The 21,105-nt window shown below is 50.6% G+C and carries 19 protein-coding genes and 1 pseudogene; 3 read left to right on the plus strand and 17 right to left on the minus strand.

Annotation, left to right across the window (positions count from 1 at the left end; all coding sequences use genetic code 11):
- Nucleotides 1-140: 140 nt before the first annotated feature.
- Nucleotides 141-1,895 carry a 2-succinyl-5-enolpyruvyl-6-hydroxy-3-cyclohexene-1-carboxylic-acid synthase gene (gene menD, locus GZZ87_RS14930; RefSeq protein WP_244648034.1) on the minus strand — a complete coding sequence of 585 codons (1,755 nt, stop codon included), beginning with the start codon at nucleotides 1,893-1,895 and terminating at the stop codon, nucleotides 141-143.
- 519 nt (nucleotides 1,896-2,414) lie between these two features.
- On the opposite strand from menD, the gene GZZ87_RS14935 reads away from it, so the two are divergent.
- Both GZZ87_RS14935 and GZZ87_RS14940 read left to right on the plus strand, forming a co-directional pair.
- Nucleotides 2,415-2,675: a hypothetical protein gene (locus tag GZZ87_RS14935; protein ID WP_162026617.1), complete on the plus strand. Its 261-nt coding sequence runs from the start codon at nucleotides 2,415-2,417 to the stop codon at nucleotides 2,673-2,675.
- Between the two features lie 24 nt (nucleotides 2,676-2,699).
- Nucleotides 2,700-3,107 (plus strand): hypothetical protein, encoded by a 408-nt coding sequence (locus GZZ87_RS14940; protein WP_162026618.1) that lies wholly within the window; start codon nucleotides 2,700-2,702, stop codon nucleotides 3,105-3,107.
- Here the strand turns inward: GZZ87_RS14940 and GZZ87_RS14945 are convergent.
- The 4 genes from GZZ87_RS14945 to GZZ87_RS14960 all read right to left on the minus strand — a co-directional run bounded on the left by GZZ87_RS14945 (nucleotide 3,104) and on the right by GZZ87_RS14960 (nucleotide 5,601).
- Nucleotides 3,104-3,808 carry a 5-oxoprolinase subunit PxpA gene (locus GZZ87_RS14945; protein ID WP_162026619.1) on the minus strand — a complete coding sequence of 235 codons (705 nt, stop codon included), beginning with the start codon at nucleotides 3,806-3,808 and terminating at the stop codon, nucleotides 3,104-3,106. The genes GZZ87_RS14940 and GZZ87_RS14945 overlap by 4 nt on opposite strands.
- Before the next feature lie 27 nt (nucleotides 3,809-3,835).
- Nucleotides 3,836-4,096, minus strand: coding sequence for a hypothetical protein (locus GZZ87_RS14950; protein WP_162026620.1), 261 nt, complete (start codon nucleotides 4,094-4,096; stop codon nucleotides 3,836-3,838).
- A gap of 121 nt (nucleotides 4,097-4,217) precedes the next feature.
- Entirely contained in the window at nucleotides 4,218-4,946 is a 729-nt protein-coding gene (locus tag GZZ87_RS14955; RefSeq protein WP_162026621.1) for a hypothetical protein, read from the minus strand.
- A 217-nt stretch (nucleotides 4,947-5,163) separates the two neighbouring features.
- Complete coding sequence (locus GZZ87_RS14960) at nucleotides 5,164-5,601, minus strand: Fur family transcriptional regulator (protein WP_162026622.1); 438 nt, start codon at nucleotides 5,599-5,601, stop codon at nucleotides 5,164-5,166.
- 151 nt (nucleotides 5,602-5,752) lie between these two features.
- On the opposite strand from GZZ87_RS14960, the pseudogene GZZ87_RS19970 reads away from it, so the two are divergent.
- A pseudogene (locus GZZ87_RS19970) lies at nucleotides 5,753-6,025 on the plus strand (MerC domain-containing protein); the annotation flags it as partial.
- Nucleotides 6,026-6,166: 141 nt separating this feature from the next.
- On the opposite strand, the gene GZZ87_RS19975 reads toward GZZ87_RS19970, so the two are convergent.
- The 12 genes from GZZ87_RS19975 to GZZ87_RS15020 form a co-directional block, all read right to left on the minus strand.
- Complete coding sequence (locus tag GZZ87_RS19975; protein ID WP_348534077.1) at nucleotides 6,167-6,313, minus strand: hypothetical protein; 147 nt, start codon at nucleotides 6,311-6,313, stop codon at nucleotides 6,167-6,169.
- A gap of 283 nt (nucleotides 6,314-6,596) precedes the next feature.
- On the minus strand, nucleotides 6,597-8,474 hold the full coding sequence (locus tag GZZ87_RS14970) for a sulfatase-like hydrolase/transferase (protein WP_244648033.1): 1,878 nt from the start codon (nucleotides 8,472-8,474) through the stop codon (nucleotides 6,597-6,599).
- Between the two features lie 350 nt (nucleotides 8,475-8,824).
- Nucleotides 8,825-9,025 carry a hypothetical protein gene (locus GZZ87_RS14975; RefSeq protein WP_162026624.1) on the minus strand — a complete coding sequence of 67 codons (201 nt, stop codon included), beginning with the start codon at nucleotides 9,023-9,025 and terminating at the stop codon, nucleotides 8,825-8,827.
- A 27-nt stretch (nucleotides 9,026-9,052) separates the two neighbouring features.
- Entirely contained in the window at nucleotides 9,053-9,376 is a 324-nt protein-coding gene (locus tag GZZ87_RS14980; protein WP_348534067.1) for a hypothetical protein, read from the minus strand.
- A gap of 14 nt (nucleotides 9,377-9,390) precedes the next feature.
- Entirely contained in the window at nucleotides 9,391-10,119 is a 729-nt protein-coding gene (locus GZZ87_RS14985) for a DUF1080 domain-containing protein (protein WP_162026625.1), read from the minus strand.
- Nucleotides 10,120-10,149: 30 nt separating this feature from the next.
- The gene (locus GZZ87_RS14990) at nucleotides 10,150-11,502 is read right to left on the minus strand and encodes a Gfo/Idh/MocA family oxidoreductase (RefSeq protein ID WP_162026626.1); all 1,353 of its coding nucleotides are present in this window, start codon (nucleotides 11,500-11,502) and stop codon (nucleotides 10,150-10,152) included.
- A 54-nt stretch (nucleotides 11,503-11,556) separates the two neighbouring features.
- Nucleotides 11,557-12,954, minus strand: coding sequence for a sulfatase-like hydrolase/transferase (locus GZZ87_RS14995; protein ID WP_162026627.1), 1,398 nt, complete (start codon nucleotides 12,952-12,954; stop codon nucleotides 11,557-11,559).
- Nucleotides 12,955-12,971: 17 nt separating this feature from the next.
- Nucleotides 12,972-14,426, minus strand: a complete 1,455-nt coding sequence (locus GZZ87_RS15000) for a sulfatase (protein ID WP_162026628.1) — start codon at nucleotides 14,424-14,426, stop codon at nucleotides 12,972-12,974.
- A gap of 70 nt (nucleotides 14,427-14,496) precedes the next feature.
- Nucleotides 14,497-16,032, minus strand: coding sequence for a sulfatase (locus GZZ87_RS15005; RefSeq protein ID WP_244648032.1), 1,536 nt, complete (start codon nucleotides 16,030-16,032; stop codon nucleotides 14,497-14,499).
- A gap of 69 nt (nucleotides 16,033-16,101) precedes the next feature.
- Entirely contained in the window at nucleotides 16,102-17,598 is a 1,497-nt protein-coding gene (locus tag GZZ87_RS15010) for a sulfatase (protein ID WP_244648039.1), read from the minus strand.
- 71 nt (nucleotides 17,599-17,669) lie between these two features.
- Nucleotides 17,670-19,592 carry a sulfatase gene (locus tag GZZ87_RS15015; protein ID WP_162026631.1) on the minus strand — a complete coding sequence of 641 codons (1,923 nt, stop codon included), beginning with the start codon at nucleotides 19,590-19,592 and terminating at the stop codon, nucleotides 17,670-17,672.
- A complete protein-coding gene (locus GZZ87_RS15020) occupies nucleotides 19,593-21,083 on the minus strand; it encodes an arylsulfatase (protein ID WP_244648031.1) in 1,491 nt (496 codons plus the stop codon).
- Nucleotides 21,084-21,105: the final 22 nt, after the last annotated feature.

Genomic DNA, 21,105 nt, shown 5'->3' on the forward strand with positions numbered 1-21,105 from the left:
TTTGAGCCTGATTTCTCACGGTGAGGACAAACGATCGAACGTAGGGGCTTTGCTAGCGAAGACCGCGTAAAGGCCACAAGCACACGAAGTTCTACACGCCTCCAACGTTCGCAGGTGCCGCAAGCAGCACCCCTACAAATTCACACAGACTCAATCAACGCCCGTAGCGTCGTCACATCTGCCTTACGATCTGTCGGCACTTCGATCACCCGCACACCCTGCTCTGGCAATGAACTGATCGCCGCAACGAACTGCTCCCAGTCCGCCACTTGCTGGTGTGCGACTCCATGTGCCGCGCACAACTGGTCGATCTGCACGCGCTGAGGTGTTGCAAAATACTGCTCAAAGTCCGCATCCATCGCCGCCACTGGTAAATGCTCAAAAATACCGCCGCCATTATTATTCACCAGCACCACCGTCAGGCTCCCCTTCAATTCACCAGCCGCCAACAACGCATTGGAATCATGCAGGAATGCCAAGTCACCAGAAAGTAACACAGCAGGACTCCCGCGATGCGCAACACCGAGTGCTGTGCCCAGAGTGCCGTCGATCCCATTCGCTCCGCGATTGCAAAAGATCGGACATGCGCGGCTGTCAGCGTTCCAGAAAAACTCCGCATAGCGCACACTCATGCTGCTGGCAATGAAGGTCGGCGTGCCGACTGGCAAATGCTGCGACAACAACCACGACACCTTGCCCTCAAACAGTGCATCCGTCGCCTCAAACTTTGCATCTAACGTTGCCACAGCTTGCTGCTCTAACCGAACCCAGGACTGTATCCAGTCCGGATCCACGCTCTGATGCGCTAACAACTCAGCCAACACATGCGCTTCGCCATGCAATGGCGTCGCCACACGATGCAGCGGATCCGTATTGATCGGACGATCTGACAATAGGAATGCCACCGCCTCACTTCCCGCCAACCAAGCCCGCAGCACCTTACTCGTCGGCAAAGGTCCAATTTGCAGAACCGCCGTCGGCTCACAGCTTTCCGCCGTTGCAGGGTTCCTTAAAAATGCATCATAGTGGCAAATCAACGACTGATTCTGCCCGGCATGCCCACGCAATGGATTCAACACATCGCTGAGCACTGGCCATCCCAACTTGTGCGATAGCATCGCCACCGCATCGGCAAACGACTCGTCGCCATCACGTGGATTCACTGCGCCAACCACGATCACGCCCTGCCGATGACTTGCTAAACGCTCCAGCGCCACCGTATCAAAATTCGCACCGCAGCCCACCATCTCACACGGACGTGTCGACACCGTGGCCTCCGCCTCCAATGCAGTAGCCTCAATGACAGGCACCGCATTCACTTCAGGCAGCAAGGGATCACGAAACGGGAAATTCAAATGCACCGGCCCCGCGTTACCATTCAGCGAGCGATCCACCGCATGCACCAAGGTCTGGCGCAAATAAGCCAATAGCGCAGGCGTGCTCTCTGGCAGCGCCATTTCATAAAACGCCCGCACCGAATCACCAAAAATCTTCATTTGATCGATGGTCTGCCCCGACGAGCAATCACGCAGCTCCGCTGGACGATCCGCCGTCAACACCAGCAACGGTGTGCCTGACATCGAAGCCTCCAAGACCGCAGGATGATAATTCACTACCGCCGAACCGGAGGTGCAGACCAAGGCAACCGGCTTACGTGTGCGCTTCGCCAAGCCTAGCGCAAAGAAGCCCGCCGACCGTTCATCCAAAATTGAGATCGCCTCCAGTTTCGGATTCCGTGCCGCCGCAATCGTCAACGGCGTCGAGCGCGAGCCCGGCGAGACCACCACCGTCTCCACTCCGAGGCGCGCCAGCACCTCCATCGTCAAGGCACCCCACACTGAATTAACATTGGAGCGCGCAAGCGCATCGAAAGAACTAGAATTTTGATCGGTCACAGGATGATTAGTAAAGCTCACAGAGATTGAATAAAAATCCAGCAATGACAACCACGGAGAACGTTGAACGTCCAACGCCGAACTTTGAACGTCGAATATCTGAAACGTAGGGGCTTTGCTCCGCGAAGACCGCGACAACACCGCTCAAATCAAAAAAGTGACACAGGCATTCCTGCCTGTCTTCAGAGAAATGGTCCAAGCACTGAAATAGCATTGCACCCAAAAGACAGAAGCCATTCATCCTAAATAAATGAGTTGAACCACGAATGGACACGAATGAACACGAATGAACACGAATGAAAATCTATAAACACTTCATATTCAAAGCACCTCCCCTCGAATACCTCAGAGCCTCATTAAATTTAAACTTCGCCATATTGGCGACTCATCAGATTCGTGTAAATTAGTGTGCATTCGTGGTTTCTAAAATTGAACCTAAGCCTACTGCCGTATTTAGGTTCATAGACACTTCTCCTCTAAACAAACGAAACGCTCAAAAAAGCATTTAATCCACACACAATGAAAGCACTCATCGGAGTCGGCATCTTATTAATCGTCATCGGTCTCCTCGGCAAAGTCTCAACCACTACGAGTATGGCAGCGATCACCACCGAAATTTCTAAGGATGCCAACAATTTGGAGGAATACTCTGAGCAAATTGCTGAGAATCGTCAGAAAGCAGACATCTACCGCTGGGTCACAATTTCAGGCGTCGTTGTCTTCTTTGGCTCACGGGTGGTGTTACGCGCCCAGGCAAGACGTGCAAAAAACCAATACTAACTCAATCACTTGCCCCATTTCCCCATGAGCCAATTTTGTAAATACTGCAAACGAAACGCAGCTTACTCAGAGAAGCAATTGACATGGAAAGGATTCACCTTTTGCGACCAAGCATGCCAACAGGCCTATTCAGACAAGAAAAAGGGCATCAAAGAAATCATCAGTATCAATACACTAATTTACCCAGCCCTATTTGGACTAGCCTCTGGGAGCCTAGGATTATATGGTCTATTCAGCGGGAGAGCATTTATGCCGGAACTCAATAGTAGCAGTTCGTATCAAGGCACGAATGACAGCTTTTGGGTAACTAAAGCGGATCCTTGGATGTATTGGACAGTCATCCTAATAGAACTAGGCCTGTTCCTCTTCATGGTCATCGCATGTGTCAGGCACTATCTAAAAAATAAACACAAGATACGTTTTGAGAACTAAGCTCGCAACGCCTCCAACAATTCCAATGCGTCCGGCGAATCCGAATGCACGCAAAGAGTCTCTGCACTAAAGGCAACGCTGCCTCCGTCGACCGTCGGCATTGCGCCCGTTTGCTGCCACTGACGCAAACGCTCTACTGCCGCAGACACTCCATCGATCAACGCCCCGGGTTGATCGCGTGGCACCAGTTGACCGCTCTCAGTATAGCCGCGATCCGCAAAGGCTTCCTCCCAGACACGAATACCGTCGGCTCGTGCCACTCGTGACAGCCGTCCACCAGCCAGCGAAAAGATCCCGACATTGGTATCCATCAATTTGATACGCCGCAGATAGGCTTCAGCTAATCGATCATTCTGCTCTACCGCATGGTATAACGTGCCATGTAGTTTCACATAACTGACCGGCACATCCACCTCACCCGCAAGCGCAACAAAACTCCCCAATTGCTCCTGCAAGAGTGCATCCAACTCTGCAACGCTCGGCACAGCGCCGCCACGCCCACCAGCAACCGCCAAACCAGGATGCGCACCCACTAGCACGCCAAAGCGCTTCGCCAGTTCAAGTGTCGCACGTGTTTTCTCCAAACTACCCGCATGCACACCGCAGCAGATATTCGCCGCCCCGACACGCGCCATCAAACACTCGGTCTGTGCCGCGCTCTCATTTTCACCCAAATCACAATTCAGTAGTAGTTCGCCCATTGTTGATGTTCTCTTATAAATTTAAAATCATTTCCTACGCAGCAAATACTTCACCTCATCAAAGAGTCCTGAGTATTTCCGCTCACGCCCAGCGTAGTGCTCTAGCACATAGAATAAAAAATAGTAGAAGCGGCACGCACTCCAAGCTAAGATCCCCAACAGCACCAGCGTCTCCCAGCGAAAACTCTGCAGCAACAAGCCCAAGCCAGCGAGCACCGCAACCAGCAGGAAAAGCAGCCCCTTCAGGATCAACAGCTTCTTACTTTTTATATCCGAGAATACATCCATAATCTAATCGCCCCCACAGCCACCACTACTACAGCCATTCACCACTGAGCCAATTCAGCATAAAAGCTTTGGTGCATTCTGCGCCTACTTGCGGCCAGCCCCACTCGCCTCATCTTCAGCTCTAGTAACGATTGCGACGTTGAAAATCTCTTTTTTTCGCCTCTCTTTGCCTCTCGAGTTCAGCCGCTCGCGCCTCAATGGCTCGCTTCATTTCCATCATTTCTTTGCGATAGGCAACAAGATCCGCTTCAACAACGACCTTGTAAGCCTCCATCTGTTTATAGGCCAAGGTGCAAGCCTCGTCCTCTAGCAACCTCTTAGTAAACAAGCCACTCACATCTAAATCACCTTGATAGAGAAGCGTCACAGGACGAAACGACACGCTAAATTTGCGACTAGCATCCCCACTTAAAAGAAGTCCTCCAAGCTGGTGATTCATCACCGAAAACTCTGGGCTACTCATGGGAAAACTGCTGTCACCGTAAACTACATCTCGAATGATTGAATCGACATCAGAATGACCCGCGACGAGCAATGCGTAGCGGACATAAGTCGCAAATTCCAAGCCCGTCTTTACATTGACGAAGTAAGTGCGGATTAACTTCAGAACACTACGAGCCAGGCGCATCCCAGACATCTCTATATCTTCGCACTGCGAAGCATTTGAACAAGCCGTCGAAACATCGACACAACGATCTAGAATAGGCCGATGCAGGGAAAACTCACAAGACAGTTGCTGGTCGCACATAGACAGCAATTCTTGATTGGGGAAGGTATCAGGGGCACAGTCAGGCGCTTCGACGGATGACTCGTTTGTGCATGACGAGGGGGTTGAATTTGTTTCGGCCATAGTGGAGTTGAATCACATCGTGAAGTTCGCGATGCATCATCATGGTGTTCTTACAAAAAACGACAAGACCTCAAGCACATATGGGTCAACACAGCAGGCATTTCCGGACAATCAAAGGGTATTCTCGCATTTATTCTAGCCCGCCAAATCTATATTTGAGCACTGTCGCTGAGTTAGGATCTGCGTTTACCCTCTTTGTATTCTGATCAAGCGAGCACTAGCTCTGACTATCACAGTCTTTGCACACGCCGTAGACTTCCATAACATGTGTAATTTGTGAGTAGCCGTGGGCCTTCGCGCGCCCCAGCACTTCTTTACCGACGCAAAGATCTAGACGCTCAGCTTGATGGCACTCTCGGCAAATTAGGTGATGATAGTGCTCACCGGGAGCAGTCAGTTCGAAAAGTTGTGTGCCATTTTCGAGTGGTATTCGTTGAATCACGCCAATGTTGCGCAGCGCGTCTAGATTGCGATACACAGTCACAAGGTCGGTTTCGGGGAGTTGCGCGCTCTGACGAATCTCCTCGGCGCTGGCCGGGCGGTCGAACTGCGTCAAAGCCTCTACAATACGTATGCGCTTTTTGGTAATCCGCCCACCATCTGCGCGCATGCGCTCTAGGATGGTTTCTATCGAACTGTCGGGCGTGGGATTCATTCCTCCATATTGTATGGGCTCAATTGTGGATCAAGTTCATTCCCCCATTGATAGAGTATCGAAGAGTAATGTGTCTGCTATACTTCTTAATGAAAATGAGTTGCATTAGACCTAGAAATAAGTTCCGTTTTAATGAAAGTCACTAACACTTATGCACGCACACTCTCTCAGCAGCCGTTTTTTAGATCAAGTCGCCATATCGATGGCTATCATTTGCGCGATACATTGCCTTGCAACTCCGATATTGCTCGTAGGGCTACCCATCTTAGCGACAACGGTCTGGGTAGATGCCAACTTTCATCTATGGATGATTCTGTTGGTGATTCCGACCACGACCTTGGCGGTTTGGAGTGGATGTCGCCGCCATCGGGATCGATGGGTAGTGGGTATGGCTGTCGTTGGATTAGGGCTTCTATCGGCTGCAGTCACCAGCGAGCGCATCGCGCAAGCGGCCGCTCAAAATGATGTAACATCAGGAGCTAAATTGCCTGCTGCAACCGACGCCCCCCCTGTTCAAGAAACCAGTGCCTCTGCTTGCTCTACCTGTAGCGCGTGCGCTCTTAGCTCACAGGTGGGGGCAGGCATCCTTAGCACTGGTGCGACTCCCGTAGGGCTCCCATGGCATTTGATACTTAATGTAGCTGGTGGACTGTGCTTGGCCACTGCCCACACCCGCAACTTTCTTCTTTGCCGCAAAGGTCGCTGTGAGCATCCCCATCAGTCAGAAGGCTGTCAGCCTTAAGACCGCGGAATAGGTAGCCCCAAAGCGGATATTCCGCAAGGGGCTCAGACTATTGCTGTAGGACAAACACAAATCCGGGCGTAGCAAGACCTCTCCTATCGAGATCCTTTACGCAGACCGCTTTCTTACACCCATCCCCACACTCACTCTGGCTCACAACCACAAAACCTCTGCGCCTCAGCGCGAGACAGACTGCCATTTGCCAAATTTATCTCACTCTCGGACTGCCGCATGGCAGTGCCTCCGACTGAAATCACTTAGTTATTTTAAGCGCGTAAACAGTATAAGGTGACTTCTTTTGCATTTTGTTGTGGGCGGGCAATTCAGGGTAACTAACCAAGAATTGATTTTGGTCGATCAGGTTAACAAATACATACTTTGTATTTTCAGGAAGCGTGACCGTGGCGGTGGATGAAGCTTGATCGATGGTCATATCCTTGCGGAACCACTCATCGTAACCTGTGGGCTTAATGTGGTTGTAGTAGATAAGGTGTGCCGCTTTGACGTCAGCTCCATTGGTCTTGAAGGTGACCGTGAGACGATCTCCATCTTGCTTATGTGAGAGGACGGACGGCACCTTATTTTTGAAAGGAAGCTTTTCTTTGCTGTTCGGGTTATAATAGGGATAGCTGGCATGCATTTCCGTAAGTTGCTTAGAAAGAGCAAATTCCATGGATTTGACTTTTTCTGGCATGCTAGCAGCCAAATTGTTTGCTTCTTCTATATCTACACGTTGTGGCACACCGTTTGTCGTTTCGTAGAGTTGATAGAGTTCAAAAGGTTCTTTACCGGGATTGTTAATATCATCGTAATTTTTGATGAGTTTGAAGTCACCGATGATGATCGAGCTTTCTAGGGCTGTATGCGGGAAGTGCCACATCATTGAATCGCGGGTATTTCCTTCCTGATCTTTGACTAGTTGCGCATCTTGTGGATCTGTGGTGAGCAGCGGGAACAGGTCTAATCCATCGAGCTGTTTCTCAGGCTGCTCTGCTTTTACCATGGAGAGCGTCGTGGGGTATATATCCAATCCATTGATGACTACATTCGACTGAACGCCTGCTGGGATATTGGGGCCAGTCACGATAAATGGAACCCGGACTCCCCCTTCTTTGACCGAGGTTTTCCCGAGATCTAGAGGGGTATTGTCGGTGTAGCGCTCATAGGATTTCCCTTCAGTGCCGCCATTATCTGAGGTAAAGATAATGTAGGTGTTTTCGATGAGCTTGTGGCCGGGCCAACGTGGATCGTCGGTCGTTTCAAGATAATTGAAAAATCTGCCGATATTGTAATCGAGTTCTTCTACCATTGCAGCGTAGAAGGGGTTTCTTTGACCTGTCGTGCTTCCTGAGAAGCTCTTTTTATCTGCGGGATCGATCCCCATTTCTTTAGCATATTTTTCAAGCAGTTCCTTAGATCTGGTCTGGATCGGAGCATGCACGAGCCAGGTGGCGTAGTAGAGGAAGAAAGGTTGATCTTTGTTATCTGTTACGAATTTAAGGGCATTTTCAGTCGTTTGATTGAAGGGGAAGCCATTGGAGTCCAGTTTGTAAGGATCGTCTTCTGCTGTTGTGGCAAAGTCCGCTAAGCGGTCTTTCATTTTGGCTTTCGAAATTCTGCTTCCGTAGCTGGTATCGAACCCTAGCTCTGTCGCTTTGGGCTCTGAGTAGGAAATATGCCATTTGCCAACGTGCCCTGTGGCATACCCATTGTCTTTCATGGCTGAGGCAATGGTGTAGTCCCCTACCGGTGTGCGTGCACTATACCACGGAGACATCATGCGTGACTGCGGAGTAAGTGGTAGTGGTGGCGTGCCGCCGTGGATGTGCGTTTTCTGTGCTCGCGCGGGATGCACACCACTGACGATAGCGCAGCGCGATGGTGCGCATGTTGGTGCAGGCGAATATGCTCTCCAGAATAGAACACCTTTTTCCGCAAGCGCATCAATGTTGGGGGTCACATAGGCATTTTTCTCATCGATATCATAACAGTCGACGTCTTGCCAACCGAGATCGTCTGTCACTAAGACAACGACATTTGGCTTTTCAGGGCGTTCGGTTTCTGCGTTTAGGTGGAAGCCAGCTAGCGCGAGAAGCATAGCAGCTACGGTAATTATTCTTTTTTTTGACATACTAAATGATCTATTGGGGGGTGTGAGGTGTATGAAATGTTATCTTATAAAAATTGTAGAGGCAGAAAAGTAGTTTGGTATTATTTTTTAGTTCTTAGGTGTCTGGAAGCTCAGATGGAGCCATGTCGTTATAATTACAATTACATATTTCACACAACCAGTCCCTTCAAAATCCATCGCGTAATAGTCTTGTCCCTTCCCAACGCATTGAGTCGGGAAGGGACAAGGCTATTACGCCCACTCAGGTCGACACTAGCTTATGCCTAATGTTTCTAAGAGTTTACGCTTATAACTGTAATTTCGGTTCTGCCTATTTGTTCGAGAAATTCTCTTGAGCAGACGGCGCCGCCTTATTTTGCATAATTTTTACCATATTTCAGTGGCGCATTGCCCGAAATCACATCTTTGCCATGCGTCTGAGCACCATCGTTATCAGATCTAAAGAATATATTGGTCGTTTTGATCAACTTCTTATCTGGGTTGCGCGGTCCATCCATCTTTTCCAAGAAATCCACGATACGTCCAAGACTCCAGTCTACCGTGGTCATCATCGTAGCGTTCGTCTTGGCTTCGCTAGACTAAGGCGTAGAGCGTGCTTTGGGCGCGTCCTTCGGCAGTTCGTTTTCCTTTGGACCAGTCCACCCTGCCGAGCCTTTGGCCAACAGTAGTTTCCACTTCCCTTGGCGGTAAGCAAAGTGGCCTGTGACCGAGTGATGAATGACACCCGCACGCGTTGTAACGATTTCCGCTCCAGACAACGCAGGTAGAAAGCTGACACTGTCTTCGGCACTGCCTGCTGGTGATGCGACTCCAGTGATATCCGAGGTCGTTGCAAACAGATCAGTCAAACAGATCAATTGATCACTGCTCGATCCAGCGGCGACATGCCCTGGCCAACGCACGATAAAAATGGTGATTAGTTACTAACCAATTTCACGATAAAACTACGCATCGCGATCGGACCGTGATTACCTTGTATTGCAATCGGTCCCGTCGCGGATTCCTTTTTGAGCGGATGCGCGCGTGTCGGGCCAGTGACCTCGACGTCCTGCTGCACAAGCTGCCCATTCAGATGCACTGAAATGAAGCGCGCATGTTCGGTTTTTAAACCATCCGCATCAAAGCGAGGCGCACGAAATTTAATATCCAAACGCTGCCACTCGCCGGGGGCTTTGGTGGCATTGATGAGTGGCGGCACGCCCTCGTAGCCTTTTGGATCGTGTCCGGGCTCTTTGTGATATCGCTGGTAGACGCCTCCCATATCGCTGAATTCCAGATGTTCCACGCCGTAGCTGTCGAAGATCTGTATTTCATAGCAGCCCATGAGATACACGCCCGCATTCGCCCCTTTAGGGATCATGAATTCGAGGTTCAGTTCGAGATCCCCATAGCTATCTCGGGTGAACAAACAGGGAAGCTTCCCAGTCTTTTTATTGGCATTCAACAATATGTGCCCGGACGGGTCTGCATGGCTGACGAACTGGCTTGGCTCGGCTGCACTCATGGCAATCTCATCAACCAGATGCCACTGCTTCGTCGGGCGAAAGTTGCTGAGCACATCGCCAGTGATGAGCTCTTCAGCGTGAGTCGCCCCCAGAGCCAGTAGAATGCATCCTGCCGTTAATAGAGTTTTTTTAAGATTCATTTTTTAATTTCGGGTTCAGCATTTCTAGGCCTAGACTGACAAATCTTCGACGCGGAAGCCTGCACGGGCTTCGGTCTGTAAGAGTGCATTTGCCTCGTCATTGTTAGTAATCGTCATGGTCTTTGCATCGTATTCGATGGTTTTTCCAGTGCGAATCGCCAATGTGCCTAGGGCAATAGTTTCAGTGAGCGGCCCTGCGTAATCAAAACTGGAGCCCGGCTTCGGCCCCTCTCCCTTGATCGCTCGAATCCACTCATCCATTTGTGAGCCCTTGATGCGCGGATACACTTTAGCAGGACGTATCGAAGGTGTTTTGCGGAAGTCCTGCCACAGCGATTCCGGATACAAACGAGGGCTATTGGGGCGCATACCGGAATGAAAAATAATTCCTTTTGAACCGATCATCATCAAACCACCCGCTGAGCTGAGCTCCGTATCACCAAGCATTTCGGGCTTCGGAGGCATCTTGGGGCCTTCATACCATGTGAGCGGCACATCCTTCTTCGCAGCCTTGGAATACGCAGTATATTTGACCACCGAACCCGCAGGGGTGTAGATCTCATTGACATGATCCACTTCGATGTCGACACGCGTGGGAATCTCTAAGTCCAACGCCCAGAACGGGGAATCGATGGTATGACAGCCAATGTCGCCGAGCGCGCCCATACCAAACTTCCACCAGCCACGCCAGTAGAGTGGGTGATAAGCGCCGGTCGCATAAGGCGGAGCATCCACAACAGGCCCTACCCACAAATCCCAATCCACATTGGCTGGCACTGGGTCCGCTGGCGGATATTCCATTCGCTCGCCTCTGAAACCGACCCCCGAATTGGGACGATTGGTCCAGGCGACCACTTCTTGGATTTCACCAATCAAATCGGCCTCATACCACTCGCGGATCAAACGTATGCCTTCAGAGGCATGCCCTTGATTTCCCATCTGCGTGATGACGCCCGTTTCTTCAGCCAAGGCCATCATTTGTCGAACCTCACTGATACTGTGTGCCAAGGGCTTCTGCACGTGCACGTGCTTGCCCATGCTCATCGCCATCATCGTGGCATGGAAATGCGTATGATCCGGAGTCGAGATGACCACCGCATCAATTTCATCCCGCATTTCCGTCAACATGACTCGGTAATCTCTGTAGGTCTTCGCGTCCGCATGCATCTTGCTTGCGACTGCCAGTGGCTTCGAGTCGATATCACATAGAGCAACAATCTTCGCTCCATGGATACTTTTAAGGTCACTTTTGCCACGTCCACCGACCCCGATGCAGGCAATACGTGGCTCTGCGACAGTTGATGTGTTCGAACCCGCGAAGAGGGTATATCCGGCACAGGCGCCTAGGCTAGTTGCGATGAATTTTCTACGATTTATTTGCATGATACGAATGATTTTAATATTCAGGATTAGAGCAGAGTCTTAAAAACCCGATACCTATTGAATGAGTGGCCAGTCGGGATGAATCGGACGCTCGAAGTTGCCACCGTCCCACTCAGGCACCGGTGGCACTTGCTGGATTAACTTTGAAAGTTTCTGGTGCGCGGTCATTGCCCGCTCTCCGTTAATCGAACCCGCGAGATTGTTCGCTTCATCTAAATCGTTCGCGATGTCATAGAAGCGGCCGTCGGCATAGAGCTTGAATCGCTCCGTTCGCACAAACGCGTCCGCGTGCTTGCTCCCGAACTTCATATAGGGCTGATAGTGCATCAGCACATGCGTGCGCGGGCTCGTCTCAAGGCCTAAGATTTGCGGCAAAAAGCTTTGGCCATCTTTGGGATCGGTTTCGTCGAGCTGTATTCCAGCGACCGCAGCCAAGGTGGGATAGACATCGGTAAAGTCCACCAAATCCTCACAAACCGCTCCCACCGCACTCTGGCCTTTCCAGTAAGCAATCAGCGGCACATGGGTGCCCATATCTTTGGTGTCGCCCTTGCCTCCCCGAATGATACGTCCGTTCCAGTTAGACTGGATTGGCGTATGCGTCCCGTTGTCAGACGTAAACACGATCAACGTATTCTCCAACTGTCCAACAGCCTCCAGTTTTTGAACAATCTTGCCCACGATTTGGTCCAGATAATTCACCATCGCGACGAAGTTCGCCTTCTTCTCCGCCCTATTTTTGGTTTTGTTGTTGGCCTCTTGCCCACGAGATCGCTGACCGATGGTATCCGGCGTCGGAACAAATGGATCGTGAACCAGCACTGTAGGATAATAAACAAAGAACGGTTCATCCTGATGGCGCTCGATAAAATCACAGACGAAATCGCTCATAATATCAGGGCCGTATAGATTTTGATTCGCCTCAGCCGAGATGAACTCGCCGTTAATCTCTAGCGGTGGACTCCAATAACGTTCACCGTTTTCCTTCGCGGACTTCTCCTGCGTGACCTGCCACAAGGCATACTCATCAAAGCCCGCTTTATTCACACGTGTGTTGTCGGCGTGATCGGCAAAGACCTCTGGATCATACAGCCCGTTGAGCTGCCATTTTCCAGCAATCGCGGTTTTATAGCCCGCCTCCTGCATCAAATTCCCAAACGTCTTCTCGTCCGGACTGAGATAGCCGAAGTGCGTATAATTCCGAAAGTTGTATTTGCCCGTCATGATCATCACCCGCGACGGCGTGCAAATGGGCGTCGAATAACAATGCTCAAATTTTACGCCCTGTTCCGCCAAACGGTCAATGTTCGGCGTCTGGTAATCCTCCGCCCCATACGGACCAAAGCACTCCCAGCTCGCATCGTCCGTCATAATCAGCACGATGTTCGGTTTGTTGGCCGCCGACAAAAGGGGAACCAGTAAAAGGCTTAACAGTAGGGTTTTGATTCTCATTTTAATTCGTCCTTTGATTAGTTTTTGTTCTTACGCTTCTTGTTCTTGCTCCCCTTTGCGGCAATAAAGTCTTGGTAGCCCGCTTCATCACGCTTAGCCAGCAGACGCGCTTCCATCTGCTTTACTACGGACGCATACTCCGGATTATTGGCCAAATTAGTGAACTCCCCCGGATCTTTATTTAAGTCATATAATTCCATGCCCGACTTACCGAATCCCCATTGAGTAAAGCGCCAATTCTCTGTTCGGAGCGACTCTCCTCCCACACGACTGATGGTAAAGACCGCATCTTTGGTCCAATCAGCTGAGTTCGTATCTTCAAGCAGTGGACGCAAACTCGTTCCCTGCAGTGAGTCTGGAGCGGGGATCCCAGCCAAGTCAGTCAGCGTGGGATACAAATCTATCAGCTCGGTCAGCTGCGTCGTGCCTTTGCCATGCTCGGACGCCATCCACGGCACACTGATAATGAAGGGCACACGCGTCGCTTCTTCAAACAAGTGCTGCTTCTGATATTTATCATGGTGCCCCAGCAAGTAGCCGTGGTCACTGGAGAAGACCACAATGGTATTCTCCTTCAAACCATTTGCTTCAAGCGCATCCAAAACACGCCCCACTTGAGCATCCATATACGATACGCTGGCATAGTAAGCTGCCAAAAGGCCTTTGTGAGATTCAGGCGTCACGCCATATTCCTTGTTGCTCTTATAATCGCGTATGATTTGAGGGACATCCTCCAGGTCATGTTCAGGAAAGAATGGAATCTCCATATCCTCTTGATCATACAGATCAAAATACTTGTCCGGTGCCACCAAGGGCACGTGCGGACGCACAAAGCCAACGGCAAGAAAGAACGGTTCGTCCCCCACTTCATCTAGAATCTCAATGGCCTTGCTGGCAGCCATCCCATCCGCGTGCTCCAAGTCACCGGCGGTTGAAACGACACCCACAAATGCCTGCGAGGTCTGATTGTCAGGGGACCAATTGGTCTTCTTGCCAGGTGTATTCTGTTCGGGGGCTGACATATTAAACGCCTCATCCCAAGAATCTGGGTCATCACTATGCGCAGTGCCGTTGATAATTTCGTCCGGGATGTTCATGTGGTAAATCTTACTGACTCGCCCAGCGTAATATCCCTGATTTTTAAAGGCCTGCGACATAGTCACTACATCCGGAATTTCCCTGCGTAGTCTGCCTCCGTTACCGAGCATCCCATTCGTGTAGGGATAGAGTCCCGTCATGATCGACGCCCGCGATGCGCCACAAACGGGATACTGGCAATGCATACTCTCGAACTTGACCCCCTCCTGAGCCAAGCGATCCAAATTCGGGGTTTTGCACTGCTCGTGTCCAAATCCACTCAAGGCGGTATTGAGATCATCAGACATCAGAAATAACACATTCGGTTGCTGAGGCCGCTCAGCAGCAACTACGTGGATGCTGAGGATGAAAGCTATAATGTGGAGTATTTTCATAAGAAAATCTTTTCGTAAAAGGGGTGTTAATTTTTTGATTGGAGAGTGCCGAATGCTTAGAAGGAGAACCCTACAAATCATCTTCTAGGTCAGGTCGTTCGTATTCTTTCGATCGGTTTCTCAACTTTTCGCCTGCGTTTAATCGCTCGTAAAAGTCGCGCTCGTCTTCTTTGCCATAGGGATTCTCTGAGCTATCATACCAATCGCCCTCACCAGTCATGCGCAGATCGCCTTGCTGCGTGAGTTGCTCAAAGAGCTCCTGCTTCAACTCGGCCATCTGCTGGGCATATTCCGGATTCCCTGAGAGGTCTGTGATGCATTTCGGATCTTCTTCGACATCATAGAGCTCTTCGGCTCCACGCTTTGCGAGTGACAGCTTCCAATACTCCGAGTCCTCACCAGCCTCTACCACGGCCGCCAAGGTCGGGCTTGGATCTGTATCCTTAAATCCGGTTAATGGATTCGCGCTCGGCCAGCGGGTAGGCTCAAAATTGTGGATGTAGAAATACTGCCCTTTTCGGATGACGCGCACCGGATAGCCTAAATCATTCGGGCGGCCGGGGTCATTGCGTTCACGTCCCATCAGCACGGTATCACGCTGTGGAATGTGCGCCATGTCGCGACCGCCCTTGAAGATCTCCATTAGACTGCGACCTGGCGACGGTTGCATACCGCTTTGCTCTTGGCTGATGCCAGCCATTTCCAGAAAGGTCGGCGCTAGATCGATGAAACTAATGAACTGATCAAAGCTTCGCCCCGGCTCCTTGATTCCATCTTTCCACATCGCCATAAAAGGCATGTGCGCGGCCTCGTGATACGGATGTCCCTTCACGCGCGGGAACGGCATGCCATTATCCGAAGTCACAATCACAAGCGTATTGTCGAGCAAACCATGCTGCTTGAGCACATCGATACATCCGCCGACATGTTTGTCGAAATTTTCGACCTCTAAGGCATAATCGAGCATATCGTGGCGCACCGCTTCGGTATCCGGCCAATACTGGGGCACCTCTGGAATTGAATCTAAAGTTTTGCCGTTTTTGACACCCGATTTAAATTCATAAGATCGGTGTGGTTCATTACAGCCCAGCCAGAATGCAAAGGGCTTCGAAGCATCAGTATCGATTAAAAACTGCTCGAAATTTTTGGCATAATCATTTTTTGAAATCCTCTTAGACAAAGACTTTTTCACTCGGTGTTTGCCGTGATTTTCACCCAATACGTCTCGCCCCTCAGCCACGCCTGGGCGCCAGCCCTTTCCAGTGAATCCGGTATTATACCCATTTTCCTTTAAAGTCTCAGCGTAACTTTTGAACTTTGGATCTAAAACCGCATTGTGGTTGATCGCCGCTCCTAATTGCCAAGGATTACGCCCCGTAATGATCACGGATCGCGATGGACCACATTTCGGGTTCGGCGTGTAGGCTGAAGTGAAGTTGATCCCCTGCTCCGCAATTCGGTCAATATTGGGAGTATTCACCCAAGTGCAGCCATTCGCGCCGAAATGCTCGAACGACGCATCATCCGCAATGATGAATAAAATATTTGGGCGTTCGGCGGCGTAGCTCGAAGAGACGATCGCAAGGAATAGAAAGATCCATTTCATACAGTTTGATTTCATCTTAATTATTTTGTGATCGGAGTCCGTCAGGTTCGCTGCACCCTTAATGACTTACTAGTCCTTCTTGGATTTCTTCGTCTTCTTGGTCTTCCTCTTAATTGGCCTGCTCTCTTCGAGCTGCTTTTGATCTAGCGGCAGCTCACGATCAAACAGGCTCACGTATCGCTGGTAGCCGTTATAATCGACCGCTTCCTGTTGCAAATGTTGGTAGCCTTGATCGTATTTTTGACGCATCTCTTCCATGATCGGTGCATACTCCGGATTGTTGGCGAGGTTCACCAATTCCAAGGGATCTTTCTCTAAGTCATACAGCTCCTCGGTGGGGTCCATGTTGTCATCCCCATACCACCAAAAGGTATATTTGTAGCGACCGTCCACGGTGCTCATCGCTTTGGTCGCATCGGGCCCGAAGGTGTTCATCAGCGTTAACTGCTCATGGCCGCCTTCCAAGGGGTCCTTTAAAATCGGCAACAGACTGATACCATCCATATTTTTAGGAATCGGCACACCTGCGAGCTCCAACATCGTCGGCGCGAAATCGATATTCCCCGTCAGCATTTGTGTGCGAAGGCCCTGCCCTGCGGTTTTAACGCGTGGATCATAAATCATCAACGGCACCCGCGAGGCTTCCTCCATCGGCATTACTTTTGAAGCGTAGCCGTGCGATCCACAAATGTAGCCGTTGTCACTGGTGTATATAATGACGGTATTATCCGCAATTCCCTGTGCCTCTAATTCATCGCGAATCATGCCAATCGCCACATCAATCGCATACACTTGCTGATGGTAGATGCGCATCACTTCGTCGTAATCGGTGTCATACCCCCAATCCGAGAAATAGACATATTGACGGCCTTGCTTACTTTGCGGCGCACGTCCCTCCGCAAACTCACGACCAAAGTTGCCTGGCTTGGTGAAGACTTTGTCCGCGTAAATATGATCAAAGCGAGGGTCCGCTACGGAAGGTTTATGAGGTGCCTTAAAACTAATGGATAGGAGCAACGGTTCATCTCGCTTCACCGCTTCGCGGATCGCATCGCGACCAAAGGCTCCATACGACAAGGTCGAATGCGGAAACTCTTCGGCATACTGCACCATCGATTTGTTTTTACTCGTCTCGTAGCTCGTTTGCTGAGGCCCCCCACCCCACATATCAAAATCGCTCTCGCACAAACCTTTGCCTTCCACCTCAAGCCCAAACTTGCCGGCAAACGCAGAGAAATAGCCGGACTCACGAATTAAGACGGGATATGACTTGGCCCATACTTCAGGACGCATGTCTCCATGAAAAAAGTTGGTGCCCGTTTTGTATTCATACATCCCGGTCAAAATGTTGGCCCGACTGGCCATGCAGATCGCAGTGGTGTCATAGTGACGATCAAAGATCATACCATCCGCCCCGAGCTTATCCATCTGCGGCGTCTGCACATCAGGGTTGCCGTAGCAGCCGACTGAATACGTGTTCTGATCGTCGGACAGCAGGAAGATGATATTCGGACGACTCTCTGCGAAAGCGTTCCCTACGCCTAAAGCCATCGCGGCGATGGACATCACAGAAACGAACTGACACTTTTTATTTTTCATATTATTTCAAAAGCTCTGGAAATTTATTGGCATTCCGATTAGCGCGCCGCGCTCAGCGCATCTTGTGAGTATTTCAGTCGCCCCTTATAAGCCGCCTGACTCTTCACTGCGGGATAGCTCACTAGATAATTATTTTCATCGATGATGTTAAACAGATAGTGAGTTGTCCCCTCCGGCAGAGTCGCCACCACACTTCCATCTTCAATCGTTGCAGGTGCGACAAACCACTCCTCATTTGCATCGCCACCTAATGTGGTATACAGCAGTTGAGCGCGAACGACCTTCGCCCCGTTTTCCTTGAAGGTTGCGCGAACGATGTCGCCGTTACGCTCGGCCGAAGTGATTGCGGGCACCGTCTCCTTATGTGGCAATTCTCCCTGATAGAGAGGATTATAATAAGGGTGACTGGCATTCATACTGGTCAGCAGTTCAGTTAACTTGGCATTCAACTCTTCTGCCTTTTCGGGCATGGAAGCTACCAAGTTTTTGGATTCCTCAATGTCAACACGTGAAGCCTCGCCGTCGCGTGTATCGTAGAGTTGATACAGCTCCAACTCGCTATCCACGCTGCGGTTGTTGATAAAATCATAATTACGCACCAACTTATAATCACCGACGCGGATCGTGCTATACTGCGCCACGCTATTAGGGAAGTGCCACATCATGGTATCGCGCACGCCACCGTCTGGCTCCTTGACGAGCGTCGGATCTTGAGGCGCTTGCGTCAGTAATGGATACAAATCACTGCCGTCGAGCGCTAGGCCTTCCGGCGCCTCGATGCCTGTCATCGTCAAAATCGTCGGATAGAAGTCCAAGCCATTGGCCATCACTTCGGTTTGCACATCCGCAGGAATGTTAGGTCCGACAATGATCAGCGGCACGCGTGTGCCGCCCTCTTCCAGACGGATCTTACCACCATCGAGCGGATAATTATCGGTAATGATATCGCCCTTCAGCTTTTCCATACCTCCATTGTCTGACGTGAAAATAATGTAGGTGTTTTCGCGCAGCATATGCCCCGGCCAACGTGGATCTTCTGTCGTCTCCAAGTAAGTCAACAAGTTGCCCACATAGTAATCGAACTCTTCAATCATCGCGCAGTAGTAGGGATTCTGCTGCCCAGGACGCGTCATCGGACTCGCGTCTTTCGGAAACGGGATACCGAGCTTTTTGCAGTATTTCTCTAACAACACTTTGCTACGTGTTTGAATCGGAGAGTGCACTAAACGTGCCGCACAAAAGAGGAAGAAAGGCTGGTCCTTCTCTGCTTCCATAAAAGTCACCGCATCGTCAAAAATTCCGTTTTTCGGATAGTTCTGCGCATCCAGCTGCCAAGGATCATCCGGCGCGTGGGTCGAAAAGCCTTTCACACGATTGGGGACCATATCGCGAGCCACGCCCATGCTTTCTTCCGACCAGTCAAAGCCCACATCTTTAGGCAAAGGCTCTGCCGAAGGCTTAATATTCATATGCCACTTACCACTATGTCCTGTCGCGTAGCCATTCGCCCGTAGCAACTCAGCAAGCGTCGCCTGATTCGTCACCAAGCGAGCGGACTGCCAAGGTTCCATCACGCGCATACCATTCAGATTATATGCCGATGGAGGCGTGCCGCCGCGCACGCTGGTTTTGTTGGCGCGTGCTGGATGGATGCCGCTCAGCATAGCGCAGCGTGAGGGTGCGCACACCGGCGCGGCCGAATAGCCCTGCCAAAACATCACGCCATCCTTGGCCAAGCCATCAATGTTCGGTGTTTCATACGGAGACGGCTCGTCGATGTCGTAACACTTCACATCCTGCCAGCCGAGGTCATCGGCGAGCATCAACAATATATTCGGCTGCTCAGGGCGGCCATCGTCAGCCGAAGCAACACCCGTAAACAGAGCTGCAGCAAATACCGAGAAACCGACTCGGGAACAACGACTGAGAAACGGCAGAGTGTTATTTTTAAATAGATTCATTTACTTGTTCTTTTTTACTTTCTCATTTTTCCAGAGCACGATCTGATCTGTATCATTGTTGGATGGGGCACCATCGGTGCTACGTCCGTTAAAAATATCGGCTTCGAGTTGGGCCAAGAGCCGCTGCGCGACTTCGGGGTGACTCTCATAAAGATTCGTGGTTTCACCTGGATCTTTTTCCATGTCATAGAGCTGCGCCTTGGGCGTGTCTTTGGGCAATTGATTTTCTTTGGGACCTGTCCAACCAGCCGATCCTTTGGCCAACAGTAGTTTCCACTTTCCTTGACGGTAGCCAAAGTGACCACTGATCGAATGATGAATCACACCTGCCCGCGTCGAAACAATTTCTTCTCCGGACAAGGCTGGCAGAAAACTAACACTATCTTCAGCACTTTCTGCAGGGACTGCGGCACCAGTGATGTCTGCGGCTGTCGCAAACAAATCAGTCAGGCAAATCAATTGATCACTAGTCGAGCCAGCGGCCACATGTTTCGGCCAGCGGGCAATGAAAGGCACACGGTGCCCGCCATCCCAGAGGTCCGCTTTCGAACCACGAAAGCCTGCACTGACGATGTGTCCTTGCTCAGCAAGTGCATCAATGTCCGCCGCTTTGGAGGTGCCATTATCACTGCTAAAAATCACTAGAGTATTCTCCGTCAGTCCGTTCGCATCGAGTGCGGCCAGAATCTGCCCTACTCCATCATCTGTTTGCATGACGAAATCACCGTAGATTCCGAGACCACTGCGACCAATCCATTCAGGCGACGGCACGATCGGTGTATGCGGTGAACCGTAGGGCACATAGAGGAAAAACGGTGTCTCTTTTTCGGACGCGCGTGCTTCGATATATTCGACCGCCTTGCGCGTAATGCGTGGCAGCATATTCACTTCGTCTTCGTGCGCGATCACGGTGTCGTTTTCGATCACGCCCTTCATGTCACCGGCATGGTGGAAGCCATGGTAATAATCAAAACCACGATCCACTGGTCCATCGGGAATAGTGCTGCCAACAGGGGCGAGCGTTTTCTTCCCTTTTCGCTTAATCACTTTGCCGGTATCTGCATCGAGATACTGGAAGTTAAGATGCCACTTGCCAACGATGCCGGTATGGTAGCCCTGTGCTTTCAGAAAACTCGCCACGGTCGGACGGCCTTCAGCGATGAGATTCGGCTTGAAGCCCTGCACGACGCCTGCCTGTAGGGTCGTCCGCCAGCTATAGCGTCCTGTCATCAGACCATAACGTGTCGGTGTGCAAACCGCGGAACCTGAGTGCGCGTCTGTAAAGATCATTCCTTGAGCAGCGAGCTTGTCCACCGCAGGTGTTTTAATTTTTCCGTGTTCAGGATTCAGCACCTGAATATCGCCGTAACCAAGATCATCACAGAGGATAAACACGATGTTAGGTTGTTCCACTGCATTCGCAGTGATCGTCAACGCAAGCGAAGTGAGACAAAACGCGACTGCTTTATGCACATATTTTTTTATCATCATAATTATCTAATAGTTTTTATTT

This window comes from Lentimonas sp. CC4 (assembly GCF_902728235.1).
In the GTDB taxonomy this organism is placed as follows: domain Bacteria; phylum Verrucomicrobiota; class Verrucomicrobiia; order Opitutales; family Coraliomargaritaceae; genus Lentimonas.